This window comes from Tardiphaga sp. OK245, assembly GCF_900108575.1.
Classification (GTDB): Bacteria; Pseudomonadota; Alphaproteobacteria; order Rhizobiales; family Xanthobacteraceae; genus Tardiphaga; species Tardiphaga robiniae.
Genome location: NZ_FNWZ01000006.1, coordinates 1 through 24,515 on the forward strand (window position 1 = coordinate 1; position 24,515 = coordinate 24,515).

The following is a 24,515-nucleotide window of genomic DNA, read 5'->3' on the forward strand; positions in this document are numbered from 1 at the left end:
TTCAAGGCCGAGGCTTACATCCTGACCAAGGAAGAGGGTGGCCGTCACACGCCGTTCTTCACCAACTACCGTCCGCAGTTCTACTTCCGCACCACCGACGTGACCGGTGTTGTGCATCTGCCGGAAGGCACCGAAATGGTGATGCCGGGCGACAACATCGCCATGGAAGTGCACCTGATCGTGCCGATCGCCATGGAAGAAAAGCTGCGCTTCGCCATCCGTGAAGGCGGCCGCACCGTCGGTGCAGGCGTCGTCGCTAGCATCATCGAGTAAGGACGCGAACAGGAAGTCGTGAGTAGCGGGTCTCGCTACTCGCTACTCGCAACAACCATTCGCTTTCAAAGAAAGACACGGCAATGAACGGCCAGAATATCCGCATTCGTCTCAAGGCGTTCGATCATCGTATCCTCGATGCATCGACCCGTGAGATCGTAAGCACCGCGAAGCGCACGGGTGCACAGGTCCGTGGACCCATCCCGCTGCCGACGCGCATCGAGAAGTTCACGGTCAACCGTTCGCCGCACGTCGACAAGAAGAGCCGCGAGCAGTTCGAGATGCGCACTCATAAGCGTCTTCTCGATATCGTCGATCCGACCCCGCAGACAGTCGATGCTTTGATGAAGCTCGACCTGGCCGCCGGTGTCGACGTCGAGATCAAGCTCTAAGTATTTAGGTCCCGTCCGGTCAAACGGACAGAAAGAACAGGAAGCACGCCGATGCGCTCCGGAGTGATCGCACAAAAGGTCGGGATGACCCGGGTCTTCACAGACGCCGGTGAACATATCCCTGTGACCGTGCTCAAGCTGGGTAACTGCCAGGTGGTTGGCCACCTCACCAGCGAGAAGAACGGTTACGTCGCGCTGCAGCTCGGATCGGGCTCGCGCAAGACCGTGTATTTGCCCAAGGCTGAACGCGGCCAGTTCGCGGTCGCCAAGGTTGAACCCAAGCGGAAGGTCGCGGAATTCCGCGTGTCGGAAGACGCGCTGATCCCGGTCGGCGCCGAGATTCAGGCAGACCACTTCGTGGTTGGCCAGTTCGTCGATGTCACCGGCACCTCGGTCGGTAAGGGCTTCGCCGGTGGTATGAAGCGCTGGAATTTCGGCGGTCTTCGCGCCACGCACGGTGTGTCGGTTTCGCATCGTTCGATCGGTTCGACCGGTGGTCGTCAGGATCCCGGCAAGACCTTCAAGAACAAGAAGATGCCCGGTCACATGGGTGTCGATCGTATCACCACGCTCAACCTGCGCGTCGTGCAGCTTGATGTCGAGCGCGGCCTGATCCTCGTCGAAGGTGCCGTTCCTGGCTCCAAGGGCGGCTGGATTTCGGTTCGCGATGCGGTGAAGAAGGCTCTGCCGAAGGACGCGCCGAAGCCCGGCAAGTTCAAGCTGGCAGGAGAGGGTGCGACCGTTGAAGCACCTGCGGCCGAGCAGGAAGGAGCGTGAGATGAAACTGAACGTCACCACGCTTGAGGGCAAGGACGCCGGCTCGATCGAGCTGTCGGATGCCATCTTCGGTCTCGATCCGCGCGCCGACATCATCCAGCGTTGCGTCAACTGGCAGCTCGCAAAGCGCCAGTCGGGCAACCACAAGGCCAAGGGCCGCGCCGAAATCTGGCGCACCGGCAAGAAGATGTACAAGCAGAAGGGCACCGGCGGTGCTCGTCACGGTTCGGCTCGCGTTCCGCAGTTCCGCGGCGGTGGTCGTGCCTTCGGTCCGGTCGTTCGCTCCCATGCGTTCGATCTGCCGAAGAAGGTCCGTGCACTCGCGCTGAAGCATGCTCTGTCGGCGAAGGCCAAGGACGGCGGCTTGATCGTGATCGAGAACGCCAATCTGGAAGCCGCCAAGACCAAGGCTCTGCTCGGTCACTTCACGGGTCTCGGCCTGACCAACGCGCTGATCATCGATGGCGCCGAGGTTCATGTCGGTTTCGCTCAGGCGGCCCGTAACATTCCGAACATTGACGTGCTGCCGATCCAGGGCATCAACGTCTATGACATTCTGCGTCGTCAGAAGCTGGTTCTGACCAAGGCGGCGCTTGATGCGTTGGAGGCGCGCTTCAAATGAAGAATATCGACCCGCGCCATTACGACGTGATCGTCGCCCCTGTGGTGACGGAAAAGGCCACTGTCGCTTCTGAATTCAACAAGGTTGTTTTCAAGGTCGACGGCAAGGCCACCAAGCCGCAGATCAAGGAAGCCGTCGAAAAGCTGTTCGACGTCAAGGTAAAGAGCGTGAACACGCTGGTTCGCAAGGGCAAGACGAAGATCTTCCGTGGCAACCTCGGTTCACAGTCGAACGTCAAGCGTGCGATCGTGACCCTCGAAGAGGGCCACCGCATCGACGTTACGACCGGACTGTAAGGGCGATCAACGATGGCACTTAAGACATTCAACCCAACGACACCCGGCCAGCGTCAGCTGGTCATGGTGGATCGTTCCGCGCTGTACAAGGGCAAGCCTGTCAAGGCTCTGACCGAAGGCAAGCACTCGGCTGGCGGTCGTAACAACACCGGTCGCATCACGGTGCGCTTCCGTGGCGGTGGCCACAAGAAGTCCTATCGTATCGTCGACTTCAAGCGTTCCAAGGTCGACGTTCCGGCCGTGGTCGAGCGTCTGGAATACGATCCGAACCGCACCGCGTTCATCGCGCTGATCAAGTATACCGATGGCGAGCAGGCTTATATCCTGGCGCCGCAGCGTCTGGCCGTTGGCGATACCGTCATCGCCGGCAGCTATGTCGACGTGAAGCCGGGCAATGTCATGCCGCTCGGCAACATGCCGATCGGTACGATCATCCACAACGTCGAGATGAAGATCGGGAAGGGCGGCCAGATCGCTCGTTCCGCCGGCACCTATGCCCAGCTCGTCGGTCGTGACCATGATTACGTGATCATCCGTCTGAACTCGGGCGAACAGCGCCTGGTTCATGGTCGTTGCACCGCCACCATCGGCGCTGTGTCGAACCCGGATCACATGAACATCTCGATCGGCAAGGCCGGTCGTACCCGCTGGCTCGGCTGGCGTCCGCATAACCGCGGCGTCGTCATGAACCCGATCGACCATCCGCACGGTGGTGGTGAAGGTCGTACCTCGGGTGGTCGTCACCCGGTTACGCCCTGGGGCAAGCCGACCAAGGGCAAGAAGACCCGGTCGAACAAGTCGACCAACAAGTTCATTCTCATCAGCCGCCACAAGCGGAAGAAGTAAGGATCGCCGGACATGGTTCGTTCAGTCTGGAAAGGCCCGTTCGTCGAGGGTTCGCTGCTCAAGAAGGCAGATGCCGCTCGTTCGTCTGGTCGTCATGATGTGATCAAGATCTGGAGCCGTCGCTCGACGATCTTGCCGCAGTTCGTGGGTCTCACCTTCGGCGTTTACAACGGCCAGAAGCATGTACCTGTCGCTGTGAACGAGGAAATGGTTGGTCACAAGTTCGGCGAGTTCTCGCCGACCCGTACCTTCCATGGCCACGCCGGCGACAAGAAAGCCAAGAAGGGCTGAGGACTAAGTCATGAGCAAGCCAAAGCGCGAACGGAGCCTCCCGGATAACGAGGCCAAGGCGATCGCCCGCATGTTGCGCGTGAGCCCGCAGAAGCTGAACCTGGTTGCGCAGATGATCCGCGGCCGCAAGGCTTCGGCTGCACTCGCCGACCTGCAGTTCTCGCGCAAGCGGATCGCGGTCGACGTGAAGAAGTGCCTGGAATCGGCGATCGCTAACGCCGAGAACAACCATGACCTCGACGTTGACGCACTGATCGTCTCCGAGGCGCATGTCGGCAAGGGCATCGTGATGAAGCGTTTCAGTCCGCGCGGCCGTGGCCGTTCGGGCCGTATCTTTAAACCGTTTGCGCAGCTGACGATTGTCGTTCGTCAGGTCGAAGCAGAAGCAGCAGCGTAAGCAGGCGCAGGAGAATAAGATGGGTCAGAAGATCAATCCAATCGGTCTGCGTCTTGGCATCAACCGTACGTGGGATTCACGTTGGTATGCCGGCAAGAACGAATACGGCAAGTTGTTGCACGAAGACGTCAAGATCCGCGAGATCCTGCATAAGGAGCTCAAGCAGGCTGCCGTCGCCAAGATCATCATCGAGCGCCCGCACAAGAAGTGCCGCGTGACCATTCAGTCGGCTCGTCCGGGTGTTGTGATCGGCAAGAAGGGCGCTGACATCGACAAGCTTCGCAAGAAGGTTGCCGACATCACCTCTTCGGACGTGGTGATCAACATCGTCGAAATCCGCAAGCCGGAGCTCGATGCGACCCTGGTCGCCGAGTCGATCGCACAGCAGCTCGAGCGCCGCGTTGCGTTCCGCCGTGCGATGAAGCGGGCAGTGCAGTCGGCCATGCGTCTCGGCGCCGAAGGCATTCGTATCAACTGCTCGGGTCGTCTGGGCGGTGCGGAAATCGCGCGTATGGAATGGTATCGCGAAGGTCGCGTGCCGCTGCACACGCTGCGTGCGGATATCGATTACGGCGTAGCCACCGCGTTCACGACGTTCGGCACCTGCGGCGTCAAGGTCTGGATCTTCAAGGGCGAAATCCTCGAGCACGATCCGATGGCTCAGGACAAGCGCATGGCCGAGGGTGACAATTCCCGGCCGCGTCGCGACGCTGCTTGAGCGTTTAATTAGAAGGTTTGAGGGCGTAAGCCATGATGCAACCAAAGAAGACCAAGTTCCGGAAGGCGCATAAGGGCCGGATCCACGGCGTTGCGACTTCGGGCGCCACGCTGGCTTTCGGTCAGTTCGGCCTGAAGGCAATGGCGCCGGAGCGTCTGACCGCGCGTCAGATCGAAGCTGCCCGTCGCGCGCTGACCCGTCACATGAAGCGTGCCGGCCGCGTCTGGATCCGGGTGTTCCCGGATCTTCCGGTTTCGAAGAAGCCCGCTGAAGTCCGAATGGGCTCCGGCAAGGGTACCCCGGAACTGTGGGTTGCGCGCGTCAAGCCAGGCCGAGTGATCTTCGAGATCGACGGTGTCACCACGCAGATTGCCAAGGAAGCGATGACCCTCGCTGCCGCCAAGCTGCCGATCAAGACGCGTTTCGTTACGCGCATTGCGGAGTAGAGCCATGGCCGAAATGAAAACCAGCGATATCCGCGCAATGAGCCCCGATCAGATGGACGACGCCGTCCTCAATCTGAAGAAGGAGCGTTTCAACTTGCGCTTCCAGCGCGCCACCGGGCAGCTGGAAAACACCTCTCGCCTTCGTGAGGCGCGTCGTGATATTGCACGAATCAAGACCATCGCCGCGCAGAAGCGCGACGGTAAGTCGAAGTAAGGGGCCGAACATGCCGAAACGTACTCTGCAGGGCGTGGTCGTCAGCGACAAGCAAGCCAAGACGGTTGTTGTTCGCGTTGACCGTCGCTTTACGCACCCGATCTACAAGAAGACCATTCGCCGTTCGAAAAACTACCATGCCCACGACGAGAACAACGAGTTCAAGCCGGGCGACATGGTGTGGATCGAAGAGAGCAAGCCGATGTCGAAGCTGAAGCACTGGACGGTTGTCCGGGGCGAACAGAAGAAGACTGCCTAAAAATCGCGCATTAGCGCATAAACAGAGGACGAGGTGCATCAATGATTCAGATGCAGACCAACCTCGACGTGGCCGATAATTCAGGCGCACGCCGTGTCATGTGCATTAAGGTGATTGGTGGATCCAAGCGCCGTTATGCATCCGTTGGCGACGTAATTGTCGTATCGATCAAGGAAGCCATCCCACGTGGGAAGGTGAAGAAGGGCGACGTCATGAAGGCGGTCGTCGTGCGCGTCCGCAAGGACATTCGCCGCCCGGATGGCTCTGTCATCCGCTTCGATCGCAACGCTGCCGTGCTGATCAACAATCAGTCCGAGCCGATCGGTACCCGTATCTTCGGGCCCGTGCCGCGTGAGCTGCGCGCCAAGAACCACATGAAGATCATCTCGCTTGCGCCGGAGGTGCTGTAATGGCTGCCAAAATTCGCAAGGGTGACAAGGTCATCGTGCTGAACGGTCGCGACAAGGGCCGTACCGGCGAAGTGTTTGAAGTGCGCCCGACCGAGGGCAAGGCGCTGGTTCGCGGCGTCAACCTGGTCAAGCGTCACCAGAAGCAGACCCAGGCACAGGAAGGCGGCATCATCTCGAAAGAGGCGCCGATCCAACTGTCCAACATCGCGATCGTCGGCAAGGACGGCAAGCCGACTCGCGTTGGTTTCAAGATCCAGGCTGATGGCACCAAGGTGCGTATCGCCAAGCGTTCGGGAGCAGAGATCGATGTCTGAGACCGTCTACATTCCGCGCCTGCGCGTCGAATACGACAAGTCCATTCGTGCCAAGCTGACTGAACAGTTCGGCTACGAAAACGTCATGCAGGTTCCGCGCCTCGACAAGATCGTCCTGAACATGGGCGTTGGCGAAGCTGTGAACGACCGCAAGAAGGCCGAAACCGCTGCCGGCGACCTGTCGCTGATCGCCGGTCAGAAGGCCATCGTGACCTATTCGCGCGTTGCTATCGCGACCTTCAAGCTGCGTGAAAACCAGCCGATCGGCGCCAAGGTGACTCTCCGCAAGACGAAGATGTACGAGTTCATCGATCGTCTGGTGAACGTCGCTCTGCCGCGCGTGCGAGATTTCCGTGGCCTGAACGCCAAGAGCTTCGACGGCCGTGGCAACTACTCGCTCGGTCTCAAAGAGCACATCATTTTCCCGGAAATCGATTTCGACAAGGCCGGGGATACGCCGCTGGGCATGGACATCACGGTGTGCACCACTGCGCGCACCGACGACGAGGCCCGCGCTTTGTTGACCGCTTTCAATTTCCCGTTCCGGCAGTGAGTAGCTGAAAAGCTTCTCAAACGCGGTAACCCAGGAGCCAAGCATGGCAAAGAAGAGTTCGATCGAGAAGAACAACCGTCGGAAGAAGATGTCCGCGAACGCTGCGCCGAAGCGCGCGCGTCTCAAGGCCATCATCGCCGACAAGACCAAGCCGATGGAAGAGCGGTTCGCCGCAACGCTGAAGCTCGCCGAGCTTCCGCGCAATTCATCGCCCGTTCGGATCATGAACCGTTGCGAAATCACCGGTCGTCCGCATTCGGTCTATCGTATCAACAAGCTCAGCCGTATCGCGCTGCGTGAACTCGGCTCGAAGGGCCTGGTTCCCGGGCTCGTGAAGTCCAGCTGGTAAGGGGGGCGGAACATGTCGACCCACGATCCAATCAGCGATCTCATCACCCGTATCCGCAATGCGCAGATGCGTACCAAGTCCAAGGTTTCGACCCCGGGCTCCAAGATGCGCGCCAACGTGCTCGAAGTGCTGAAGAACGAAGGCTACATCCGTGGCTTCGCCAGCGTCGAGCATTCGTCGGGCCGTTCGGAACTCGAGATCGAACTCAAGTATTTCGATGGCGAGCCGGTCATCCGCGAAATCGAGCGTGTTTCGAAGCCAGGACGTCGCGTTTACGTCTCGGTGAAGAACCTGCCGCGCGTGAAGAACGGCCTCGGTATCTCCGTTTTGTCGACGCCCAAGGGAATTATGGCCGACCACGACGCGCGCGACGCGAATGTGGGCGGTGAAGTTCTCTTCACGGTGTTCTGAGGAAGGATCAGTCATGTCACGAGTTGGCAAGAAGCCAGTGGCGGTGACCGCGGGAGTTACCGCGTCCGTCGAAGGCCAGACCGTCAAGATGAAGGGCCCCAAGGGCGCTCTTCAGTTCGTCGTGCACGACGACGTGGTGGTGAAGATGGAAGAGGGGGCAATCAAGGTTGCTCCTCGCGTCGAAACCAACCGCGCCCGTGCACTGTACGGTACCGCTCGCGCGCAGATCGCGAATCTGCTCGAAGGCGTTACCAAGGGTTTCGAGAAGAAGCTCGAGATCACCGGCGTCGGTTATCGTGCGGCCCTGCAGGGCAAGAACCTGCAGCTGGCGCTCGGTTACAGCCACGATGTCGTCTACGCGATCCCGGAAGGCATCACCATCACGGTGCCGAAGCCGACCGAGATCAACGTCGCCGGCAACGACTCGCAGCGCGTCGGTCAGGTAGCCGCGGAGATCCGCAGCTATCGTCCGCCAGAGCCTTATAAGGGCAAGGGCGTACGTTATTCCGACGAGTTTATCTTCCGCAAGGAAGGCAAGAAGAAGTAACGGAGCCGGTCATGTCGAAACTCAAGATTACGAATGCCCGGCGCAAGCAACGCGTGCGGCTCTCGCTCCGCCGGACTGCCAATGGCCGTCCGCGCCTGTCGATCTTCCGCTCGTCGAAGCACATCTACGCGCAGGTCATCGACGACCTGAAGGGCGAGACGCTCGCTTCCGCGTCGTCGCTGGAGAAGGCGATGCGCGAAACCGGCAAGACCGGTGCGGACGTCGATGCGGCGCAGGCTGTCGGCAAGCTGCTGGCAGAGCGCGCGGTCAAGAATGGCGTCAAGGAAGTGGTGTTCGACCGTGGTCAGTATCTGTACCACGGGCGCGTCAAGGCGCTGGCAGATGCGGCTCGCGAAGGCGGGCTCAGCTTCTAAGCGATTTCACTTTCGTTGATTTGCAAGTTGCAGATTTGAACGGACACAGGGTTAGAAGCGAAAGCTTCGCAAGGATTGGAAAACACCATGGCAGGTGAACGCGAACGCGGCGGACGCGACCGGGGCCCCCGGGAAGAGCGTGATAGTGAGTTCGTCGACAAGCTCGTCCACATCAATCGTGTGGCGAAGGTCGTCAAGGGCGGTAAGCGCTTCGGCTTTGCAGCTCTGGTCGTCATTGGCGATCAGAAGGGCAGGGTCGGGTTCGGTCACGGTAAGGCCCGTGAAGTTCCGGAAGCAATCCGCAAGGCAACCGAGTCGGCCAAGCGCAACCTGACGCGCGTCGCTCTGCGCGAAGGTCGCACGCTGCATCACGACATCGCTGGCCGTCATGGCGCGGGTCGCGTGTATCTGCGTGCTGCTCCGGCTGGTACCGGCATCATCGCCGGCGGTCCGATGCGCGCTGTGTTCGAAACGCTGGGTATCCAGGACGTCGTGGCCAAGTCGATCGGTTCGTCGAATCCTTACAACATGGTTCGCGCCACTTTCGACGCGCTGAAGCATCAGGATTCGCCGCGTTCGGTTGCTGCTCGCCGCAACATCAAGGTGTCCACCCTGCAGTCGCGCCGCGTTGGCGGTGACGCCGAGCTGGTTGCCGAATAACAGGCATGATTCGGAAAAGTGGATCTCCACTTTTCTGATAAGGATCATGCCCTCTAAAAAGACTTTTTGGAGTTATCACGATGGCCAAGGCCGCAAAGATGATCAAGGTCGAGCAGGTCGCCAGCGCAATTCGCCGGCACCACTCGCAGCGTTCTACGCTGATCGGCCTCAAGCTCAACAAGATCGGTCGCGTCAGCGAATTGCAGGACACTCCTGAAGTTCGCGGCATGATCACCAAAGTGCAGCACCTCGTCCGCGTGGTCGAGGATAAGTAAGTTCACGTCGTCTCACTGCGGCCGCCAGGTTGCCGCAGGGATGACACTGTTGACCTTCGAGGTCCGGATCTGCCGGTAAGCCTCGGGAAGACAGGGCGAAACAGGGAAAAGAACGATGAAGCTCAGCGATATCGCCGATAACGCCGGCTCCCGTAAGAAGCGTATGCGCGTCGGCCGTGGCATCGGCTCCGGCAAGGGCAAGACCGCGGGCCGCGGCGGCAAGGGCCAGACCGCACGTTCGGGCGTCCGCATCAAGGGCTTCGAGGGCGGCCAGATGCCGTTGCATCGTCGTCTGCCGAAGCGCGGCTTCAACAACATCTTCCGTCTCGATTACGCCGAGATCAACCTGGACCGTCTCCAGGACGCGATCGATGCGAAGACCATCGACATCAAGGCCGTGATCAACGCTGAATCGCTGGTGAAGGCTGGCGTTCTGCGCCGCTCGAAGGCTGGTGTGCGTGTTCTCGGTCGTGGCGAGATCAAGGCCAAGATCAACATCGAAGTGCACGGCGCCACCAAGACGGCGATCGCAGCCATCGAGAAGGCTGGCGGTTCGGTGAAGATCATCGCGCCGAAGAAGGCCGACGGCGAAGCTGCGTAACATCTGCGGCATCGCCTGCGTCTGCGGGCGGCCTTGCGTGATGTGGCAGTAGATTTTATCAATGCCGAGCACCAAATAATGTCCGGCCTCCGCTGCATGCCCCGCTCTTTCGGGGCATGATGGCGAAAGGGGCGCGGGAGAAAGCCAAACATGGTCTCTGCAGCAGAGCAATTAGCAGCAAACCTCAACTTTTCGGCCCTCGGCAAGGCCGATGAACTGAAGAAGCGCATCTGGTTCACACTGGGTGCGCTGCTTGTTTATCGGCTCGGCACCTATATTCCGCTGCCCGGCATCGATCCGGCCGCGTGGGAACAGGTGTTCAAGCAGCAGGCCGGCGGCATCCTCGGCATGTTCAACATGTTCGCGGGCGGCGGCATCAACCGCATGGCGATTTTTGCGCTGAACATCATGCCGTATATTTCGGCATCGATTATCATTCAGCTGCTGACCACCGTGTCGCCCCAGCTCGAAGCTCTCAAGAAAGAGGGCGAGGCGGGCCGCAAGACGCTGAACCAGTATACCCGTTACCTGACTGTCATCCTCGCTGCATTCCAGTCCTATGCCATTGCGGCGGGCCTGCAGGGCGCCGGCAATGTCGTCAGCGAACCCGGCATGTTCTTCCTGATCTCGACCTCGGTCACGCTGACCGGCGGCACGATGTTCTTGATGTGGCTGGGTGAGCAGATCACCTCGCGCGGCATCGGCAATGGCATCTCGCTGATCATTCTTGCCGGCATCGTGGCCGAGCTTCCGTCGGCGATCGCCAATATGCTCGAACTGGGTCGTCAGGGCGCACTGTCGACCGGTCTGATCCTGGTCGTCATCGTCATGGCTGTGGTCGTGATCGCCTTCATCGTGTTCATGGAGCGCGCCCAGCGCCGCCTGCTGATCCAGTATCCGAAGCGTCAGGTCGGCAACAAGATGTTCGAGGGCCAGTCCTCGCATCTGCCGCTGAAGCTCAACACCTCGGGCGTGATCCCGCCGATCTTCGCGTCATCGCTGTTGTTGCTGCCAGCGACCATCGCGAGCTTCAATGCAGGGAAGGGGCCGGAATGGTTCCAGTGGCTGACCACGCAGCTCAGCCATGGCCGTCCGCTGTTCCTGATCATGTATGTGTCGCTGATCGTGTTCTTCGCGTTCTTCTATACGGCGATCGTGTTCAACCCGACCGAGACTGCCGACAATCTGAAGAAGCACGGCGGCTTCATCCCCGGCATTCGCCCGGGTGAGCGGACCGCAGAATACATCGACTATGTGCTCTCGCGTATCACTGTGCTCGGCGCTGCCTATCTCGCCGTGGTCTGCTTGATCCCCGAGATTCTGATTTCCTACGCCTCGGTGCCGTTCTACTTCGGCGGCACGTCGCTGCTGATCGTGGTCAGTGTCACCATGGATACTGTGGCGCAGGTGCAGGGCTATCTGCTGGCGCACCAGTATGAAGGTTTGATCCGCAAGTCGAAGCTGAGGGGCCGGCGCAAATGAGGTTGATTCTTCTCGGGCCGCCGGGGGCGGGCAAGGGAACTCAGGCACATCGTCTTGTCGAACGTCACAACATCGTTCAGCTGTCCACCGGTGACATGCTGCGTGCTGCCGTGGCTGCCGAGACCGAAGTTGGCCTCAAGGCCAAGGACATCATGGCCGCTGGCGGCCTGGTGCCCGATGATATTGTGATCGGGATCATCTCGGATCGCATCGAGCTGCCGGATGCCGCCAATGGCTTCATCCTCGACGGCTTCCCGCGCACCGTGCCGCAGGCTGAAGCGCTGGATGCACTGCTGAAGTCCAAGGGGCTTCATCTCGATGCTGCCGTTGAACTCCGCGTCAACGAGAGTGCGCTGTTGCAGCGTGTCGAAGCCCGTGTCGCGCAGATGATGGAGCGCGGCGAGACCGTGCGCATCGACGATACGCCGGAAGTGCTGTCGAAGCGCCTGGCGAGCTACCGCACTTCGACCGAGCCGCTGGTGCATTATTATTCGGAGAAGCGGAAGCTGGTGACCATCGATGGCATGATGACCATCGAAGAGGTGACGGCTGAAATCAACCGCGTGCTGGCAGCGATTCTCGCCGCCGATGAGTCGGCGAAGAAGCCGGCCCGCAAGCCCGCCAAGAAGGCCTCTGCCGCCAAGTGGGGATCTGCTCCGGCCAAGAAAGCGGCCAAGTCGGCCAAAAAAGCTGCGAAGGCAGTCAAGAAGGCCAAGAAGGCGCCGGTAAAGGTCGCCAAGAAGGCAAAGGCGGCCAAGAAAGCCGTAAAGAAGACTGTCAAGAAAACGGTCAAAAAGGCGGTAAAAGCAGCCAAAAAGGCTGTAAAATCGGCTTCGAAGGCCAAAACCAGCAAGTCGGCCAAAAAGCCAGCCAAGAAGGCCGGTAAAGTGGCCAAGAAAGCCGGCAAAAAGCGCGTCCAACGCTAGAGCAGGTTGACGAAACGAAGTCGAATACTTTAATAAGGCCCTCATCCAGTCGGAAGATTCCAACGATGCCGGGCCCCACTGAAATCCAGGGGACGGGCGTCGTGTTCGCGTTTGTGAATACCCGCCCGACAAATGATGATAATGCCGGTTCGTGATGGACTGGTGACAGGAGAGAAGTTGTGGCCCGTATCGCCGGTGTAAACATCCCGACCAACAAGCGCGTGCTGATCGCGCTGCAGTACATTCATGGCATCGGCCAGAAGAACGCCGCCGATATCATCGAGAAGGTAAAGATCACTCCGGAACGCCGCGTCAATCAGCTCAGCGACGCGGAAGTTCTGCAGATCCGCGAAGTCATCGACCGCGACTATCTGGTCGAGGGCGATCTTCGTCGCGAGACGGGCATGAACATCAAGCGTCTGATGGACCTCGGCTGCTATCGCGGTCTGCGTCATCGTCGCGGTCTGCCGGTTCGTGGCCAGCGCACGCATACCAATGCGCGCACCCGCAAGGGCCCGGCCAAGTCGATCGCCGGCAAGAAGAAGTAAGCTTTCGAATACGAGTTTGCGGAAGCGGATGATCATCCGCTTCTTCAATTATTTTTGGTGTAGCCGCTGGCATTACGGCGGCGTTGAGATCCTCAGAAAGGTTAGAGATGGCAAAGGAAGCCGGACGTATTCGTCGCCGCGAGCGCAAGAACATTGCATCGGGCATCGCGCACGTGAATTCGTCGTTCAATAACACGACCATCACCATCACTGACGCGCAGGGCAACACGATTGCCTGGTCGTCGGCTGGCACGATGGGCTTCAAGGGCTCGCGCAAGTCGACCCCGTATGCAGCGCAGGTTGCTGCTGAAGACGTGTCGAAGAAGGCGCAGGAACACGGCATGCGCACGCTGGAAGTCGAAGTCGGCGGTCCGGGTTCGGGTCGTGAATCGGCTCTCCGCGCGCTGCAGGCCGCGGGCTTCACGGTCACCTCGATCCGCGACGTGACTTCGATCCCGCATAACGGTTGCCGCCCGCGCAAGCGTCGGCGCGTTTGATACTTTTTGATCGCGGGTGGCTCGGCTGCCCGCGATCGCTTTTGCGATGCGACTTACGCGGACTGATCCGCGATCTCCAACGCCAGTGAGTTTGATGGCATGGGTGACACAGTGACGATCCAGAAAAATTGGCAAGAACTTATCCGGCCGAACAAGCTGCAGGTAACCCCTGGCAGCGATCCAACCCGCTTTGCGACCCTGGTCGCCGAACCGCTCGAGCGCGGTTTCGGCCAGACCCTCGGTAACGCACTCCGCCGCATCCTGCTGTCCTCGCTGCAGGGCGCTGCCGTGCAGTCGGTGCACATCGACGGCGTGCTGCATGAATTCTCCTCGATTGCCGGCGTGCGTGAAGACGTCACCGACATCGTGCTGAACGTGAAGGACATCTCGATCAAGATGCTGGGCGAAGGCCCGAAGCGCATGGTCGTGAAGAAGCAGGGCCCGGGCGTCGTGACCGCCGGCGACATTCAGACTGTCGGCGACGTGACCGTTCTCAATCCCGACCTGCAGATCTGCACCCTCGACGAGGGCGCTGAGATCCGTATGGAATTCACCGTTGCCGGCGGCAAGGGCTACGTCGCTGCCGAACATAACCGTCCGGAAGACGCGCCAATCGGCCTGATCCCGATCGACAGCCTGTACTCGCCGGTTCGCAAGGTGTCGTACAAGGTCGAGAACACCCGTGAGGGCCAGATCCTCGATTACGACAAGCTGACGATGACCATCGAGACCAACGGCGCGCTGACGCCGGATGACGCGGTCGCTTACGCTGCGCGCATTCTGCAGGACCAGCTCAACGTGTTCGTGAACTTCGAAGAGCCCCGCAAGGAAGTTGCTCAGGAAGTCATTCCGGATCTCGCTTTCAATCCGGCTTTCCTCAAGAAGGTCGACGAACTCGAGCTCTCGGTGCGTTCGGCAAACTGCCTGAAGAACGACAACATCGTTTACATCGGCGACCTCGTTCAGAAGTCGGAAGCAGAAATGCTCCGCACTCCGAACTTCGGCCGCAAGTCGCTGAACGAAATCAAGGAAGTGCTCGCCCAGATGGGTCTGCACCTCGGCATGGAAGTGCCCGGTTGGCCGCCGGAAAATATCGACGAGTTGGCCAAGCGCTTCGAAGATCACTACTGAGCATCACGAGCGGCGTGGCCGGGGTCTAGCCCGGCCATGGCGTTATGGGCGAACGCAGGCAGCCCACCTGCAACATGATGTCCGACGAACCGTCGCGGCAAACTGAAATATAAGGAATATTCCAATGCGTCACGGCAAGGTTCATCGCAAGCTCAACCGCACCGCAGAACATCGCAAGGCGATGTTCGCCAACATGTGCGCGTCGCTGATCAAGCACGAGCAGATCATCACCACGCTTCCGAAGGCCAAGGAGCTCCGCCCGATCGTGGAGAAGCTCGTCACCCTCGGCAAGAAGGGCGGCCTCCACATGCGTCGCCAGGCCATCAGCGAGATGAAGGACCAGGATCAGGTCCGCAAGCTGTTCGACGTGCTGGCCAAGCGCTACGCTGATCGCCAGGGCGGTTACACCCGCATCATCAAGGCCGGCTTCCGCTACGGCGACAACGCCCCGATGGCTCTGATCGAATTCGTCGATCGCGACGAAGACGCCAAGGGCAAGGATTCGGGTCCGGTGCAGGGCGCGTCCGAAGCGGCGTAAGCCACGTCACATCAGATTTTCGGAAAAGCGGCGCCTTGTGCGCCGCTTTTTTGTTGCGCTTTCGTCTTTTGGATGCAGTTGCATCTTTCAATCCGCGTTCCGATATCAGCTCCGTCATTCAAACGGGAGTACGCATATGAAGATCGATCTGACGGGCAAGACAGCACTCGTGACGGGCTCGACCTCGGGCATTGGTCACGCCATTGCCAAGGGCCTGGCCGCCACTGGCGCTCAGGTTGTTGTGAACGGCCGCAGTCAGGGCAAGGTGGACGCGGCAATCGCTGCGATCACCAAGGTCGTGCCCGGGGCCAAGGTGAAAGGTGTCGCTGCCGACGTGTCGACAGCGGAGGGCTGCAACGCGCTCGCCTCGGCGCTCCCCGAGGTCGATATTCTCATCAACAATGCCGGTATCTTCGAGCCTAAGGGTTTCTTCGATATTCCCGATGAGGACTGGACGCGCTTCTTCGAGGTCAATGTGATGTCGGGCATCCGGCTGTCGCGCGCCTACATGCAGGGCATGCTGAAGCGCAACTGGGGCCGTATCGTTTTCATCTCGTCGGAGTCCGGACTGAACATTCCCGGCGAGATGATTCACTACGGGATGACGAAGACAGCGCAGCTCGCGATCTCGCGTGGCCTCGCGGAGCTCACCAAGGGCACGGCTGTGACGGTCAATTCCGTGCTGCCCGGACCGACCATGTCGGAAGGCGTCGAGACCTTCGTCAAGGATCTCGCCAAACAGAACGGGCAATCGGTCGAAGAGGCTGCTTCCAACTTCGTCAAGCAGCACCGCTCGACATCGCTGATCCAGCGCTTCGCCACCGTCGAGGAGATCGCGAACATGGTCGTCTATGTCTCGTCGAAGGAGGCGGCCGTGACCAACGGTGCAGCGCTGCGTGCAGAGGGCGGGATCGTCCAGACCATCGCATAAGCGTACGCCCCGCAAAGATAAAAAGGCGGCGCCGAAGCGCCGCCTTTTTTCGTTGTGGGACCGTGGGTATGCAGCCCCGAACCTGGAGGATTACAGAAGCGTTTTGCGCTTAGAAGGCTACCTGCGTGCGCATCGCGAACACGTCGTAGTCAGCACCGGTGTTCATGTTGCTGTTGACGGCGAACTTGTCGACGGTGCCGTGGATCCAGTTGAACATGAAGCGCATGTTCTGGTTCACATACCAGTTCACGCCGACCGTGGTGTTCTTCAGTTCACCGCCGCGAATGACACCGTCATTCAGGCTGGCGTAGCTGTAGCGCACCGCGAGTTCCCACGCACCGAGATCGCCGGTCGCGAAGTTGACCGGGCGGGCCGGGTTGATGCCGCCGAAGGCACCGGCCGACGTGTTGTACTTGTGCTGTTCGCCGGTGATGACGTAGCTGGCCTGGCCGTAACCGCCATTGAAGCTCAGGTCGGACAGACCGTTGCTGCGCTGGATGTTGTAGTCGAAGTATTCGCCCGATGCCATGAAGCTGCCGAACTTGACGGCGGCTTCACCGCTCAGCACACGGGCATTGTTCACGAAGTTCATGGTGCCGGTGTTAAGCAATGCGTTGGTCGCCGGATCGACGCGAACTTCGATGCGATCGGACATGCCGAGTGTGTTGTTGGTCACTCCACCGGTCTGGGCGAGATACAGCGCGTCGAAACCGACGAGGACGGTGCCGACTTCGTTGTTGATCGGCAGACCGACGGCGCGGAAGGTGGCGCCGAGCGGCTGCGGCTGGCTGTGATTGACGTTGAGGCCGGTCGTCGGACCGGTCACGTAAGCGCCGACCCAGTATTGATCGCCGAATACCTGACCACCGAACGCGGCGCGGTTGTCGCCTGCCGCGAGGCTGGTCGCGAGAACCTGCGAAGCTGCGCGTTCCATGAACATGATGTTGTTCGAGCTGGTCGCTTCGTCCAGCGTATAAGGGACGTCGATGTAACCGCCCTGGATCAACAGGCCCTTGACGCCCTTATAGGCGACATAGGCGTTGTTGAGCGTGACATCGCCATCGGTGGTACCGCCGGCATCGACAATCACGCCGTATTCCCAATCCTTGTTGAAGGTGCCGATCAGGCCGAGGCGGGCACGACGGGCGTTGATGCCGTCATTCACGCTCTGGGGACTAGTGCCGGCGGACTTCGGCGAGAACGAATAGGCGGCGGTGTCGAGGTGCAGACGGCCGGTGATGGCGATGCAGTTCAGACCGTCGTCGGTGCAGAAGGTCGGACGGTTGCCGGGCATCGTCAGGTTCGCGTTGATGAAGGGCACAGCCTTCTTGTGCATGGCAGCGTTGGCATTCGCAAAATTCTGCTTGACCGATTCCGTCTGCTTTTGCGTGGTGTTGGCCTGCTTCTGAACGTTATCGAGCTTCTTTTCCAGCGCGCGGAGCTGCGCTTTCAATACGGCGATCTCATCATTCGATGACTGCGCATGCGCCGGGCCTACGGCCAGCGCGCCGATCACGCCGAGTGTGCCCAGGATTTTGTGTGTCGTGAAAGACATGGAGTACCCCTGTAGAAGACAAAATCCGACACGCCCCGCGAATTGCTCCGCAGGTGATGGACGCGTATGGATCTGTGTTTGTGATCTTGCGAAAGAGAACGTCCGGAGGCTCTCGCCAGGCGCCGTTCACATTTAACAAGCGAGCTACCGTTGAGCTCGCGGGCAAATTAGGCAAGCTTTGCGACAGTTCTGTAAAACCCGCATCGCATTGTAGTGAACGACACCGCGGTGTCGCTTTTCGATCACAAGCGATTTAGATAATTAGCTATCTTAATTAGCTATTATATGAGAAGAGCGCATCCATGGATGCGCTCTGTTATCGTAGGTGTCTCCAGGCGGGAATTTCGTGGGTAGCAGTTCCGTGATCACCAGCCTTCGAGCACGATCTTGCCGTGCGACTTGCCGGATTCGAGCTGCGCATGCGCGCGCTTGAGATTCGCGGCATTGATGGTGCCGAAGGTCTTGTCGAGCGTGGTGCGCAGCACGCCCTTGTCGATGAGATCTGCGACGTCGTTGAGGAGGTAATGCTGCGCGATCATGTCAGGCGTCTGGAATGACGATCGCGTGAACATGGATTCCCAGTGCACCGAGACGGCCTTGCCCTTGAAGGCGGACATGTTGAATTCAACGGGATCGTCGATCAGCCCCAACTTGCCCTGCGGTGCGATCAGGTCGGCAAGCGCCTTGTAGTGCTGTTCCGTCCCCGTGAGGCTGGCGACGAGTGAGACCGGCGGCAGTTTCAATGCGTCGATCTGCTCCTTCAGCGGCTTGCTGTGATCGATCACCGCATGTGCGCCGAGATCCTGGCACCACTTGATCGTCTCGGGCCGCGATGCAGTTGCCACAACGGTGAGGCCGGTGAGGCGGCGTGCGAGCTGGACGAGGATCGAGCCGACACCGCCGGCACCGCCCATGATGAGCAGCGTGCGTGGATCGAGGCTCTTGCCCGGCGCGACGCCGAGCCGATCGAAAAGCAGTTCCCAGGCGGTGATCGCGGTGAGCGGCAACGCCGCAGACTGTGCGAAGGAAAGCGAGGAGGGCTTGCGGCCGACAATGCGCTCATCGACCAGATGGAACTCGGCATTGGTGCCCTGGCGCTGGATCGAGCCGGCATAGAACACCTCGTCGCCCGGCTTGAACATCGTCACATCGGGGCCGACAGCATCGACGATGCCAGCAGCGTCATAACCGAGGATCTTGGTCTCGCCGGCTGCCGGCGCCGCGCGCTTGCGCACCTTGAAATCGACGGGATTAGCCGAGATCGCCTTCACCGACACGCGGATGTCGCGACCGGTCGGTTCGGGCTTCGGAGCCTCGAAATCGACCAGTGCGTCAGCTGCGTCGATTGGGAGGGATTTGGTGTAGCCGACTGCCTTCATTGGGTGCGCTCCATAGCTTCTGGCGGAAATGTCCCAAAAGACGTGTCCCGAGGCGACAATAATTGCAAGTACTGTCATTTCAGGGATATAGTCACCGAATGGATACTATTGGGTATTTGCGATGAAACGGCGTGATTTCGGCAATGGGCCGGGCTGTCCGGTCGAGGTGACGCTCGATCTGATCGACGGCAAATGGAAGGGCGTGATCCTGTATCATCTGCAGCAGGGGCGGCTGCGTTTCGGCGAGCTGCGCAAGCTGATGCCACGGATCACCCAACGTATGCTGACCAAACAGCTGCGCGCGCTCGAGGAGGATGGGCTGATCGTCCGGACGGTCTATGCCGAGGTCCCGCCGCGGGTCGAATATGCACTGTCGGAAACCGGGCTCGGATTGCGCCCGGTCATCGATGCCCTCAAGGCGTGGGGTGATGCGCACAAGATGCGCCAGAAGTCGGCCGCGGCCGTAGCGCCCCAGCCGCGCAAAAAGGCGCCGGTGGAGAAGGATGTGCCGGCGGACGCAAGCTAGTTCCCGCCCTTCTATTGCCCCGCTCAGCAGCCTATATTCGCCGCGATTTCCTCAAAGAGGCCCCGATGATCCCATTTTTCCGCAACGCCGCGATCGCTTCCGCTCTGTGCGCCATTGTCCTGTCGTCCGCACTCGCGCCGGCTCTTGCACAAGATCGCCGGGTCCCGACTTCGCCCACGGAAATGAAGCTGTCCTACGCGCCGATCGTGCAGCGGGTGCAGCCGGCCGTGGTGAATGTCTATGCGGCCAAGACGGTGCAGAATCGCAATCCGTTGCTGGACGATCCGGTGTTCCGCCGCTTCTTCGGCGGCCAGGGTATGCAGCCGGAGCAGATGCAGCGTTCGCTCGGTTCGGGTGTGATGGTCGACGCATCTGGCCTCGTCGTTACGAACAACCACGTCATCGAAGGCGCCGACCAGGTGAAGGTGTCGCTGGCGGACAAGCGCGAGTTCGAGGCAGAGATCGTGCTCAAGGACAGCCGCACCGATCTGGCGGTGCTGCGCATCAAGGACAGCAAGGAGAAATTCCCGACGCTGGATTTCTCCAACTCCGACGATCTGTTGGTTGGTGATGTCGTTCTCGCCATCGGCAACCCGTTCGGCGTTGGCCAGACCGTGACCCACGGTATCGTGTCGGCGCTCGCGCGCACGCAGGTCGGTATCACCGACTATCAGTTCTTCATTCAGACCGATGCTGCGATCAATCCCGGCAATTCCGGCGGCGCGCTGGTCGACATGACCGGCAAGCTTGTTGGTGTGAACACCGCGATCTTCTCGCGCTCCGGCGGCTCGCAGGGCATCGGCTTTGCGATCCCGGCCAACATGGTCCGCGTCGTCGTTGCCTCCGCCAAATCAGGCGGCAAGGCCGTGAAGCGTCCGTGGCTCGGCGCGCGGCTGCAGAACATCACGCCTGAAATTGCCGAGACGCTCGGCCTCAAGACGCCATCCGGCGCTCTGGTCGTCAATGTCACGGCGAACAGCCCGGCGGCGAAGGCTGGTCTCAAGGTCTCCGATCTCGTGACCGCCATCGATGGCCAGACCATCGAGGATCCGAACGCGTTCGAATATCGCTTCGCGACACGCCCGCTCGGCGGCACTGCACAGCTCGATGCGCAACGCAGTGGCAAGCCGGTGAAGCTGACCGTTGCGCTCGAGGCGGCCCCTGACACGGGCCGTGACGAGATCACGCTGACGGCGCGCTCGCCATTCCAGGGCGCCAAGGTCGCCAATATCTCGCCGGCCGTTGCCGACGAGTTGCGGCTGGATTCCAGCACCGAGGGCGTTGTCATCACCGAGCTGACGGACACCGCCACGGCGGCTGGCGTCGGCTTCCAGAAGGGCGATCTTATCGTCGCGGTCAACGGGACCAAGATCGGCAAGACCAGCGATCTCGACAAGGTGACGCGCGAGGGTGCGCGGCTGTGGCGCATCGTGGTGGTGCGCGGCGGCCAGCAGATCAACGTTACACTCGGCGGATGAGCCCGAAACAACCCACGCCTTCTGCAAACCTGTTTGCCGCAGCCGGGCTGGAGCAGGACGCGCCGCGTCCGCTACCTGAGCGGCTGCGGCCGCGCGTGCTGTCCGATGTGGTCGGGCAGGATCATATCCTTGGCCCCGATGGCGCGCTGACGCGGATGCTGGAGACGCGCACGCTGGGCTCGCTAGTGTTCTGGGGGCCGCCCGGCACCGGCAAGACCACCGTCGCGCGGCTGCTTGCGGACGCAACGGAGCTTCAATTCGAGCAGATCTCCGCGGTGTTCTCCGGTGTTGCCGATCTGAAGAAAGTATTTGAAGCCGCACGTGCCCGCCGCGAGATGGGCAAGGGTACGCTGCTGTTCGTCGACGAGGTGCATCGCTTCAACAAAGCACAGCAGGATTCATTCTTGCCTGTGATGGAAGACGGCACCGTGGTGCTCGTCGGTGCCACTACCGAGAACCCATCCTTCGAGCTCAACGCCGCTCTGTTGTCGCGCGCGCGTGTGCTGGTGTTCCAGTCGCTGGATGCGGCCGCCATCGAGAAACTGTTCGCGCATGCGGAGAAGGTCGAAGGCCGCGCGCTGCCGCTCGACGCCGAGGCACGTGCGGTGCTGGTACGCATGGCCGATGGCGATGGCCGCGCCGCGCTGACTTTGGTGGAAGAAGTCTGGCGCGCCGCGCGGACCAATGAAGTGTTCAACGCCGCGCAGTTGCAGGACATCCTGCAACGCCGTGCGCCGATCTACGACAAGTCGGCCGATGGTCACTACAATCTGATCTCGGCGCTCCATAAGTCGGTGCGCGGCAGCGATCCCGATGCGGCGCTGTATTACCTGTGCCGGATGTTAGACGCCGGCGAGGATCCGCTGTTCCTGGCGCGCCGCGTGGTGCGGATGGCCGTGGAGGACATCGGTCTTGCCGATCCGCAGGCGCTGGTGATCTGCAATGCCGCCAAGGATGCCTATGATTTCCTCGGCCATCCCGAAGGCGAACTCGCCATCGCGCAGGCGGTGATCTACATCGCCACCGCGCCGAAATCGAATGCTGCCTATATGGCCTACAAGGCCGCGATGCGGACCGCGAAAGAGGGCGGCTCGCTGCTGCCGCCGAAGCACATCCTGAACTCGCCGACCAAGCTGATGAAGTCCGAAGGCTATGGCGACGGGTACCAATACGACCACGACGCGCCCGAAGCTTTCTCCGGCCAAGACTATTTCCCGGAAGCCTTGGGGCGTCAGACCTTCTATGATCCGCCTGAGCGCGGGTTCGAACGCGAGATTCGCAAGCGGCTGGATTACTGGACCAGACTGAGGAACGAGAGACAATCATGAGCCGTCGCGACAAGAAGCCTCTCGCCAAGCGTGGTCCCGGTGGTGAGCGCAGCAAGGCGCCGCGTGGCAAGGGCGCCGCGCCGAAGGGCGCTACCTCCAAAGCCGCCCCGTCGAAGGGCGAGCGGCCGTCATTTGGCAAGGCTGGCCGCGTGAGCAGCGATCGCCCGATGAGTGCGCGTCCGCCGCGTGCGCGTGCCGGTGAACGCTCAGAGTGGGCCGAGCGGCCGGAACGTGCCGAGCGATCCGAACGCCCTCAGCGTGCCGAGCGAAGCGAGCGCTTCGATGCGCCGCAGCGCTCCGAGCGTCCGGCCGGCAAGCGTCCACCAAGCTCGCGTCCTTCCGGTTCGCGTCCGGGCGGCAAGGCCGCGCCGCGTTATGGCAACGCGCCGCTGCGTGAGCCGCGACCACCTGTGCCTTATCTCGACGAAGAACCGGCGAAGCCGGAAGTTGCGCCAGCGCCGCTGCCCACCGCCGTGCAGAACGTCATCGTCACGCCTGATGAGAACGGCATGCGCGTCGATCGCTTTCTCGAAGCGCATTTTCCCGGCCTGTCATTCTCCCATATCCAGCGCATCGTCCGTAAAGGCGAACTACGTGTGAACGGTAAGCGTGCCGACAGCAAGGATCGGCTGGAAGAAGGACAGACGGTCCGCATTCCGCCGCTAAAGCTCGATGCGCCGAAGGTTGTCGGTGAACTCTCGGAGGCTGCCAACAAAACTCTGCAGGCGCTCAAGGAGATGACGATCTACGAGGACGCCGACGTCATGGTGCTGAACAAGCCGGCCGGTCTCGCGGTGCAGGGCGGCTCGGGCATGACGCGTCACGTCGACATGATGCTGGAGGTGATGCGCGACGCCAAGGGGCAGAAGCCGCGTCTGGTGCACCGTCTCGACCGGGAGACGTCGGGCTGCCTCTTGATCGCCAAGACGCGTTTTGCGGCGACCAAGCTCACCGGTGCGTTCCGCGAACGCTCCGCACGAAAGATCTATTGGGCGCTGGTTGCCGGTGTACCGAAGCCGAAGCAGGGCCGCATCTCGACCTATCTGGCGAAGGAAGAAAACGAAGAAGACACCATCATGCGCGTCGCCAAACATGGCGACGAGGGCGCAAGCCATGCGGTGACCTATTACGCCGTGGTGGAGACGTCAGCGCAAAAACTCGCCTGGGTGTCGCTGAAACCGGTGACGGGGCGTACGCATCAGTTGCGCGCGCATATGGCGCATATCGGCCACGCGATCGTCGGCGACCCGAAATATTTCAACATCGAGAACTGGCAGTTGCCGGGCGGCATTCAGAAGCGTTTGCATCTGCTGGCGCGCCGCATTGTGATCCCGCATCCGCGTGGCGGCGTGATCGACGCGACGGCGCCGCTGCCGCCGCATATGCTGCAATCGTGGAACTTGCTCGGTCTCGAACACGACCGGTTCGATCCGATCGAGAACGCACCGGAAGAGTAGGGCGTTGTCGGGCTCCGACAACATCCCGTGCGCGACGTCGGCAACCGCCGACGTGCCCGATTTCGACGCCGCGTTTCGCGCGCGTCTGCATGATCTGTTTGTGTGGCGCCGCGATATCAGGCGCTTCAAGTCCGATCCACTGCCTGCGGGCTTTCTCGATCGCCTGCTCGATACCGCGTGCCTGGCGCCTTCGGTGGGCCTGAGCCAGCCATGGCGCTTTGTCATCGTCGACGATGCGTCACGTCGTCAGGCGGTGCTGGAGAATTTCAGCGCCTGCAATGCCGAGGCGTTGAGCGCCTATACCGGCGAACTCGCGCAGAGCTATGCGGCGCTCAAGCTCGCCGGTCTGCGCGAAGCGCCATGCCACCTCGCGGTATTTGCAGACCACGCGACGGATGTCGGCCACGGCCTTGGCCGCCGCACCATGCCGGAGATGGCGGACTATTCGGTGGTGACGGCGATCGCAACCATGTGGCTCGCCGCGCGCGCTGAAGGCATCGGCATGGGCTGGGTCTCGATCCTCGATCCTGCTGCAATTGCCGCGACACTCGATATACCCCGTGACTGGCGGTTGATCGGCTATTTCTGCATCGGTTATCCGGAGATCGACGATGATCGGCCGGAACTCGAGCGCGCCGGATGGGAACGCCGTCATTCGGCAGCGGATCACATTGTCCGGCGCTGACACTTGATGTGATGCGGGATCGTGACAAC

General features: G+C 60.8%; 36 protein-coding genes. 34 read left to right on the top strand and 2 right to left on the bottom strand.

Annotation, left to right across the window (positions count from 1 at the left end):
- The 29 genes from BLW80_RS26375 to BLW80_RS26515 all read left to right on the top strand — a co-directional run.
- Nucleotides 1-273 (top strand): EF-Tu C-terminal domain-related protein (locus BLW80_RS26375; RefSeq protein ID WP_502688638.1); only part of this gene is annotated, 273 nt, incomplete at its 5' end.
- A gap of 83 nt (nucleotides 274-356) precedes the next feature.
- Nucleotides 357-665 carry a 30S ribosomal protein S10 gene (rpsJ, locus tag BLW80_RS26380; RefSeq protein WP_013166261.1) on the top strand — a complete coding sequence of 103 codons (309 nt, stop codon included), beginning with the start codon at nucleotides 357-359 and terminating at the stop codon, nucleotides 663-665.
- A 51-nt stretch (nucleotides 666-716) separates the two neighbouring features.
- Nucleotides 717-1,442 carry a 50S ribosomal protein L3 gene (gene rplC / locus BLW80_RS26385; RefSeq protein ID WP_068731496.1) on the top strand — a complete coding sequence of 242 codons (726 nt, stop codon included), beginning with the start codon at nucleotides 717-719 and terminating at the stop codon, nucleotides 1,440-1,442.
- A gap of 1 nt (nucleotide 1,443) precedes the next feature.
- Nucleotides 1,444-2,064 (top strand): 50S ribosomal protein L4, encoded by a 621-nt coding sequence (gene rplD, locus BLW80_RS26390; protein ID WP_089268169.1) that lies wholly within the window; start codon nucleotides 1,444-1,446, stop codon nucleotides 2,062-2,064.
- A complete protein-coding gene (locus tag BLW80_RS26395) occupies nucleotides 2,061-2,360 on the top strand; it encodes a 50S ribosomal protein L23 (protein WP_068731492.1) in 300 nt (99 codons plus the stop codon). Before rplD ends, BLW80_RS26395 begins: the two co-directional genes overlap by 4 nt.
- Nucleotides 2,361-2,372: 12 nt before the next feature.
- Entirely contained in the window at nucleotides 2,373-3,206 is an 834-nt protein-coding gene (gene rplB / locus BLW80_RS26400; RefSeq protein ID WP_068731490.1) for a 50S ribosomal protein L2, read from the top strand.
- Between the two features lie 12 nt (nucleotides 3,207-3,218).
- Nucleotides 3,219-3,497 carry a 30S ribosomal protein S19 gene (rpsS, locus tag BLW80_RS26405; protein WP_089268170.1) on the top strand — a complete coding sequence of 93 codons (279 nt, stop codon included), beginning with the start codon at nucleotides 3,219-3,221 and terminating at the stop codon, nucleotides 3,495-3,497.
- A 10-nt stretch (nucleotides 3,498-3,507) separates the two neighbouring features.
- A complete protein-coding gene (rplV, locus tag BLW80_RS26410; RefSeq protein WP_068731486.1) occupies nucleotides 3,508-3,894 on the top strand; it encodes a 50S ribosomal protein L22 in 387 nt (128 codons plus the stop codon).
- A gap of 19 nt (nucleotides 3,895-3,913) precedes the next feature.
- On the top strand, nucleotides 3,914-4,612 hold the full coding sequence (rpsC, locus tag BLW80_RS26415; protein ID WP_068731624.1) for a 30S ribosomal protein S3: 699 nt from the start codon (nucleotides 3,914-3,916) through the stop codon (nucleotides 4,610-4,612).
- Between the two features lie 32 nt (nucleotides 4,613-4,644).
- A complete protein-coding gene (gene rplP / locus BLW80_RS26420; RefSeq protein WP_089268171.1) occupies nucleotides 4,645-5,058 on the top strand; it encodes a 50S ribosomal protein L16 in 414 nt (137 codons plus the stop codon).
- A 4-nt stretch (nucleotides 5,059-5,062) separates the two neighbouring features.
- Entirely contained in the window at nucleotides 5,063-5,272 is a 210-nt protein-coding gene (gene rpmC, locus BLW80_RS26425) for a 50S ribosomal protein L29 (RefSeq protein WP_089268172.1), read from the top strand.
- Nucleotides 5,273-5,282: 10 nt separating this feature from the next.
- Nucleotides 5,283-5,531 (top strand): 30S ribosomal protein S17, encoded by a 249-nt coding sequence (gene rpsQ / locus BLW80_RS26430; RefSeq protein ID WP_089268173.1) that lies wholly within the window; start codon nucleotides 5,283-5,285, stop codon nucleotides 5,529-5,531.
- A gap of 41 nt (nucleotides 5,532-5,572) precedes the next feature.
- Nucleotides 5,573-5,941, top strand: a complete 369-nt coding sequence (gene rplN, locus BLW80_RS26435; RefSeq protein ID WP_068731479.1) for a 50S ribosomal protein L14 — start codon at nucleotides 5,573-5,575, stop codon at nucleotides 5,939-5,941.
- Nucleotides 5,941-6,255, top strand: coding sequence for a 50S ribosomal protein L24 (gene rplX / locus BLW80_RS26440; protein ID WP_068731477.1), 315 nt, complete (start codon nucleotides 5,941-5,943; stop codon nucleotides 6,253-6,255). The genes rplN and rplX overlap by 1 nt, the downstream gene beginning before the upstream one ends.
- Entirely contained in the window at nucleotides 6,248-6,808 is a 561-nt protein-coding gene (gene rplE, locus BLW80_RS26445) for a 50S ribosomal protein L5 (protein WP_089268174.1), read from the top strand. The genes rplX and rplE overlap by 8 nt, the downstream gene beginning before the upstream one ends.
- A gap of 43 nt (nucleotides 6,809-6,851) precedes the next feature.
- On the top strand, nucleotides 6,852-7,157 hold the full coding sequence (gene rpsN / locus BLW80_RS26450; protein WP_089268175.1) for a 30S ribosomal protein S14: 306 nt from the start codon (nucleotides 6,852-6,854) through the stop codon (nucleotides 7,155-7,157).
- A 12-nt stretch (nucleotides 7,158-7,169) separates the two neighbouring features.
- Nucleotides 7,170-7,568, top strand: a complete 399-nt coding sequence (gene rpsH / locus BLW80_RS26455; protein WP_089268176.1) for a 30S ribosomal protein S8 — start codon at nucleotides 7,170-7,172, stop codon at nucleotides 7,566-7,568.
- 13 nt (nucleotides 7,569-7,581) lie between these two features.
- Nucleotides 7,582-8,115: a 50S ribosomal protein L6 gene (gene rplF, locus BLW80_RS26460; protein ID WP_089268177.1), complete on the top strand. Its 534-nt coding sequence runs from the start codon at nucleotides 7,582-7,584 to the stop codon at nucleotides 8,113-8,115.
- 11 nt (nucleotides 8,116-8,126) lie between these two features.
- Nucleotides 8,127-8,489: a 50S ribosomal protein L18 gene (rplR, locus tag BLW80_RS26465; RefSeq protein ID WP_068731467.1), complete on the top strand. Its 363-nt coding sequence runs from the start codon at nucleotides 8,127-8,129 to the stop codon at nucleotides 8,487-8,489.
- Between the two features lie 87 nt (nucleotides 8,490-8,576).
- On the top strand, nucleotides 8,577-9,149 hold the full coding sequence (gene rpsE, locus BLW80_RS26470) for a 30S ribosomal protein S5 (protein ID WP_068731465.1): 573 nt from the start codon (nucleotides 8,577-8,579) through the stop codon (nucleotides 9,147-9,149).
- A gap of 80 nt (nucleotides 9,150-9,229) precedes the next feature.
- Nucleotides 9,230-9,424, top strand: a complete 195-nt coding sequence (rpmD, locus tag BLW80_RS26475) for a 50S ribosomal protein L30 (protein ID WP_068731463.1) — start codon at nucleotides 9,230-9,232, stop codon at nucleotides 9,422-9,424.
- Between the two features lie 115 nt (nucleotides 9,425-9,539).
- Complete coding sequence (gene rplO / locus BLW80_RS26480) at nucleotides 9,540-10,025, top strand: 50S ribosomal protein L15 (protein ID WP_093761214.1); 486 nt, start codon at nucleotides 9,540-9,542, stop codon at nucleotides 10,023-10,025.
- Nucleotides 10,026-10,175: 150 nt separating this feature from the next.
- Nucleotides 10,176-11,507, top strand: a complete 1,332-nt coding sequence (gene secY / locus BLW80_RS26485; RefSeq protein ID WP_089268179.1) for a preprotein translocase subunit SecY — start codon at nucleotides 10,176-10,178, stop codon at nucleotides 11,505-11,507.
- Nucleotides 11,504-12,433 (top strand): adenylate kinase, encoded by a 930-nt coding sequence (locus tag BLW80_RS26490; RefSeq protein ID WP_093761216.1) that lies wholly within the window; start codon nucleotides 11,504-11,506, stop codon nucleotides 12,431-12,433. The genes secY and BLW80_RS26490 overlap by 4 nt, the downstream gene beginning before the upstream one ends.
- Before the next feature lie 179 nt (nucleotides 12,434-12,612).
- Entirely contained in the window at nucleotides 12,613-12,981 is a 369-nt protein-coding gene (rpsM, locus tag BLW80_RS26495; protein WP_068731455.1) for a 30S ribosomal protein S13, read from the top strand.
- Between the two features lie 107 nt (nucleotides 12,982-13,088).
- Nucleotides 13,089-13,478 carry a 30S ribosomal protein S11 gene (gene rpsK, locus BLW80_RS26500; protein WP_068731453.1) on the top strand — a complete coding sequence of 130 codons (390 nt, stop codon included), beginning with the start codon at nucleotides 13,089-13,091 and terminating at the stop codon, nucleotides 13,476-13,478.
- Between the two features lie 99 nt (nucleotides 13,479-13,577).
- A complete protein-coding gene (locus BLW80_RS26505; protein WP_089268181.1) occupies nucleotides 13,578-14,609 on the top strand; it encodes a DNA-directed RNA polymerase subunit alpha in 1,032 nt (343 codons plus the stop codon).
- 124 nt (nucleotides 14,610-14,733) lie between these two features.
- Entirely contained in the window at nucleotides 14,734-15,147 is a 414-nt protein-coding gene (gene rplQ, locus BLW80_RS26510) for a 50S ribosomal protein L17 (RefSeq protein ID WP_089268182.1), read from the top strand.
- A 136-nt stretch (nucleotides 15,148-15,283) separates the two neighbouring features.
- Entirely contained in the window at nucleotides 15,284-16,078 is a 795-nt protein-coding gene (locus BLW80_RS26515; RefSeq protein ID WP_093761218.1) for an SDR family NAD(P)-dependent oxidoreductase, read from the top strand.
- A 109-nt stretch (nucleotides 16,079-16,187) separates the two neighbouring features.
- On the opposite strand, the gene BLW80_RS26520 is transcribed toward BLW80_RS26515, so the two are convergent.
- Both BLW80_RS26520 and BLW80_RS26525 read right to left on the bottom strand, forming a co-directional pair.
- The gene (locus BLW80_RS26520) at nucleotides 16,188-17,633 is read right to left on the bottom strand and encodes an OprO/OprP family phosphate-selective porin (protein WP_093761220.1); all 1,446 of its coding nucleotides are present in this window, start codon (nucleotides 17,631-17,633) and stop codon (nucleotides 16,188-16,190) included.
- Between the two features lie 365 nt (nucleotides 17,634-17,998).
- Nucleotides 17,999-19,012 (bottom strand): zinc-binding alcohol dehydrogenase family protein, encoded by a 1,014-nt coding sequence (locus tag BLW80_RS26525; RefSeq protein WP_093761222.1) that lies wholly within the window; start codon nucleotides 19,010-19,012, stop codon nucleotides 17,999-18,001.
- A 121-nt stretch (nucleotides 19,013-19,133) separates the two neighbouring features.
- Here BLW80_RS26525 and BLW80_RS26530 point away from each other — a divergent pair, with 121 nt between their 5' ends.
- The 5 genes from BLW80_RS26530 to bluB all read left to right on the top strand — a co-directional run bounded on the left by BLW80_RS26530 (nucleotide 19,134) and on the right by bluB (nucleotide 24,486).
- Nucleotides 19,134-19,538, top strand: a complete 405-nt coding sequence (locus tag BLW80_RS26530) for a winged helix-turn-helix transcriptional regulator (protein ID WP_093761224.1) — start codon at nucleotides 19,134-19,136, stop codon at nucleotides 19,536-19,538.
- A 65-nt stretch (nucleotides 19,539-19,603) separates the two neighbouring features.
- On the top strand, nucleotides 19,604-21,016 hold the full coding sequence (locus tag BLW80_RS26535; RefSeq protein ID WP_093761226.1) for a DegQ family serine endoprotease: 1,413 nt from the start codon (nucleotides 19,604-19,606) through the stop codon (nucleotides 21,014-21,016).
- Nucleotides 21,013-22,344 carry a replication-associated recombination protein A gene (locus BLW80_RS26540; protein ID WP_093761228.1) on the top strand — a complete coding sequence of 444 codons (1,332 nt, stop codon included), beginning with the start codon at nucleotides 21,013-21,015 and terminating at the stop codon, nucleotides 22,342-22,344. The genes BLW80_RS26535 and BLW80_RS26540 overlap by 4 nt, the downstream gene beginning before the upstream one ends.
- Nucleotides 22,341-23,801 carry an RluA family pseudouridine synthase gene (locus BLW80_RS26545; RefSeq protein WP_093761230.1) on the top strand — a complete coding sequence of 487 codons (1,461 nt, stop codon included), beginning with the start codon at nucleotides 22,341-22,343 and terminating at the stop codon, nucleotides 23,799-23,801. Before BLW80_RS26540 ends, BLW80_RS26545 begins: the two co-directional genes overlap by 4 nt.
- 52 nt (nucleotides 23,802-23,853) lie before the next feature.
- Nucleotides 23,854-24,486 (top strand): 5,6-dimethylbenzimidazole synthase, encoded by a 633-nt coding sequence (gene bluB / locus BLW80_RS26550; protein WP_244528466.1) that lies wholly within the window; start codon nucleotides 23,854-23,856, stop codon nucleotides 24,484-24,486.
- Nucleotides 24,487-24,515 lie beyond the last annotated feature (29 nt).

What these genes read in the sequence shown, in the direction of transcription:
- rpsH (WP_089268176.1), top strand. Translation starts at nt 7,170, where the DNA reads ATGTCGACCCACGATCCAATCAGCGATCTCATCACCCGTATCCGCAAT.
- secY (WP_089268179.1), top strand. Translation starts at nt 10,176, where the DNA reads ATGGTCTCTGCAGCAGAGCAATTAGCAGCAAACCTCAACTTTTCGGCC.
- rplC (WP_068731496.1), top strand. Translation starts at nt 717, where the DNA reads ATGCGCTCCGGAGTGATCGCACAAAAGGTCGGGATGACCCGGGTCTTC.
- rplV (WP_068731486.1), top strand. Translation starts at nt 3,508, where the DNA reads ATGAGCAAGCCAAAGCGCGAACGGAGCCTCCCGGATAACGAGGCCAAG.
- rpsE (WP_068731465.1), top strand. Translation starts at nt 8,577, where the DNA reads ATGGCAGGTGAACGCGAACGCGGCGGACGCGACCGGGGCCCCCGGGAA.
- rplN (WP_068731479.1), top strand. Translation starts at nt 5,573, where the DNA reads ATGATTCAGATGCAGACCAACCTCGACGTGGCCGATAATTCAGGCGCA.
- BLW80_RS26545 (WP_093761230.1), top strand. Translation starts at nt 22,341, where the DNA reads ATGAGCCGTCGCGACAAGAAGCCTCTCGCCAAGCGTGGTCCCGGTGGT.
- rplF (WP_089268177.1), top strand. Translation starts at nt 7,582, where the DNA reads ATGTCACGAGTTGGCAAGAAGCCAGTGGCGGTGACCGCGGGAGTTACC.
- rpsQ (WP_089268173.1), top strand. Translation starts at nt 5,283, where the DNA reads ATGCCGAAACGTACTCTGCAGGGCGTGGTCGTCAGCGACAAGCAAGCC.
- rpsS (WP_089268170.1), top strand. Translation starts at nt 3,219, where the DNA reads ATGGTTCGTTCAGTCTGGAAAGGCCCGTTCGTCGAGGGTTCGCTGCTC.
- rpsK (WP_068731453.1), top strand. Translation starts at nt 13,089, where the DNA reads ATGGCAAAGGAAGCCGGACGTATTCGTCGCCGCGAGCGCAAGAACATT.
- BLW80_RS26395 (WP_068731492.1), top strand. Translation starts at nt 2,061, where the DNA reads ATGAAGAATATCGACCCGCGCCATTACGACGTGATCGTCGCCCCTGTG.
- rplE (WP_089268174.1), top strand. Translation starts at nt 6,248, where the DNA reads ATGTCTGAGACCGTCTACATTCCGCGCCTGCGCGTCGAATACGACAAG.
- rpsJ (WP_013166261.1), top strand. Translation starts at nt 357, where the DNA reads ATGAACGGCCAGAATATCCGCATTCGTCTCAAGGCGTTCGATCATCGT.
- rpmC (WP_089268172.1), top strand. Translation starts at nt 5,063, where the DNA reads ATGGCCGAAATGAAAACCAGCGATATCCGCGCAATGAGCCCCGATCAG.
- rplB (WP_068731490.1), top strand. Translation starts at nt 2,373, where the DNA reads ATGGCACTTAAGACATTCAACCCAACGACACCCGGCCAGCGTCAGCTG.
- BLW80_RS26520 (WP_093761220.1), bottom strand. Translation starts at nt 17,633, where the DNA reads ATGTCTTTCACGACACACAAAATCCTGGGCACACTCGGCGTGATCGGC.
- rpmD (WP_068731463.1), top strand. Translation starts at nt 9,230, where the DNA reads ATGGCCAAGGCCGCAAAGATGATCAAGGTCGAGCAGGTCGCCAGCGCA.
- rplX (WP_068731477.1), top strand. Translation starts at nt 5,941, where the DNA reads ATGGCTGCCAAAATTCGCAAGGGTGACAAGGTCATCGTGCTGAACGGT.
- rplO (WP_093761214.1), top strand. Translation starts at nt 9,540, where the DNA reads ATGAAGCTCAGCGATATCGCCGATAACGCCGGCTCCCGTAAGAAGCGT.
- BLW80_RS26505 (WP_089268181.1), top strand. Translation starts at nt 13,578, where the DNA reads ATGGGTGACACAGTGACGATCCAGAAAAATTGGCAAGAACTTATCCGG.
- BLW80_RS26540 (WP_093761228.1), top strand. Translation starts at nt 21,013, where the DNA reads ATGAGCCCGAAACAACCCACGCCTTCTGCAAACCTGTTTGCCGCAGCC.
- BLW80_RS26525 (WP_093761222.1), bottom strand. Translation starts at nt 19,012, where the DNA reads ATGAAGGCAGTCGGCTACACCAAATCCCTCCCAATCGACGCAGCTGAC.
- rplQ (WP_089268182.1), top strand. Translation starts at nt 14,734, where the DNA reads ATGCGTCACGGCAAGGTTCATCGCAAGCTCAACCGCACCGCAGAACAT.
- rpsC (WP_068731624.1), top strand. Translation starts at nt 3,914, where the DNA reads ATGGGTCAGAAGATCAATCCAATCGGTCTGCGTCTTGGCATCAACCGT.
- rplR (WP_068731467.1), top strand. Translation starts at nt 8,127, where the DNA reads ATGTCGAAACTCAAGATTACGAATGCCCGGCGCAAGCAACGCGTGCGG.
- rpsN (WP_089268175.1), top strand. Translation starts at nt 6,852, where the DNA reads ATGGCAAAGAAGAGTTCGATCGAGAAGAACAACCGTCGGAAGAAGATG.
- BLW80_RS26515 (WP_093761218.1), top strand. Translation starts at nt 15,284, where the DNA reads ATGAAGATCGATCTGACGGGCAAGACAGCACTCGTGACGGGCTCGACC.
- BLW80_RS26535 (WP_093761226.1), top strand. Translation starts at nt 19,604, where the DNA reads ATGATCCCATTTTTCCGCAACGCCGCGATCGCTTCCGCTCTGTGCGCC.
- rplP (WP_089268171.1), top strand. Translation starts at nt 4,645, where the DNA reads ATGATGCAACCAAAGAAGACCAAGTTCCGGAAGGCGCATAAGGGCCGG.
- rplD (WP_089268169.1), top strand. Translation starts at nt 1,444, where the DNA reads ATGAAACTGAACGTCACCACGCTTGAGGGCAAGGACGCCGGCTCGATC.
- BLW80_RS26490 (WP_093761216.1), top strand. Translation starts at nt 11,504, where the DNA reads ATGAGGTTGATTCTTCTCGGGCCGCCGGGGGCGGGCAAGGGAACTCAG.
- BLW80_RS26530 (WP_093761224.1), top strand. Translation starts at nt 19,134, where the DNA reads ATGAAACGGCGTGATTTCGGCAATGGGCCGGGCTGTCCGGTCGAGGTG.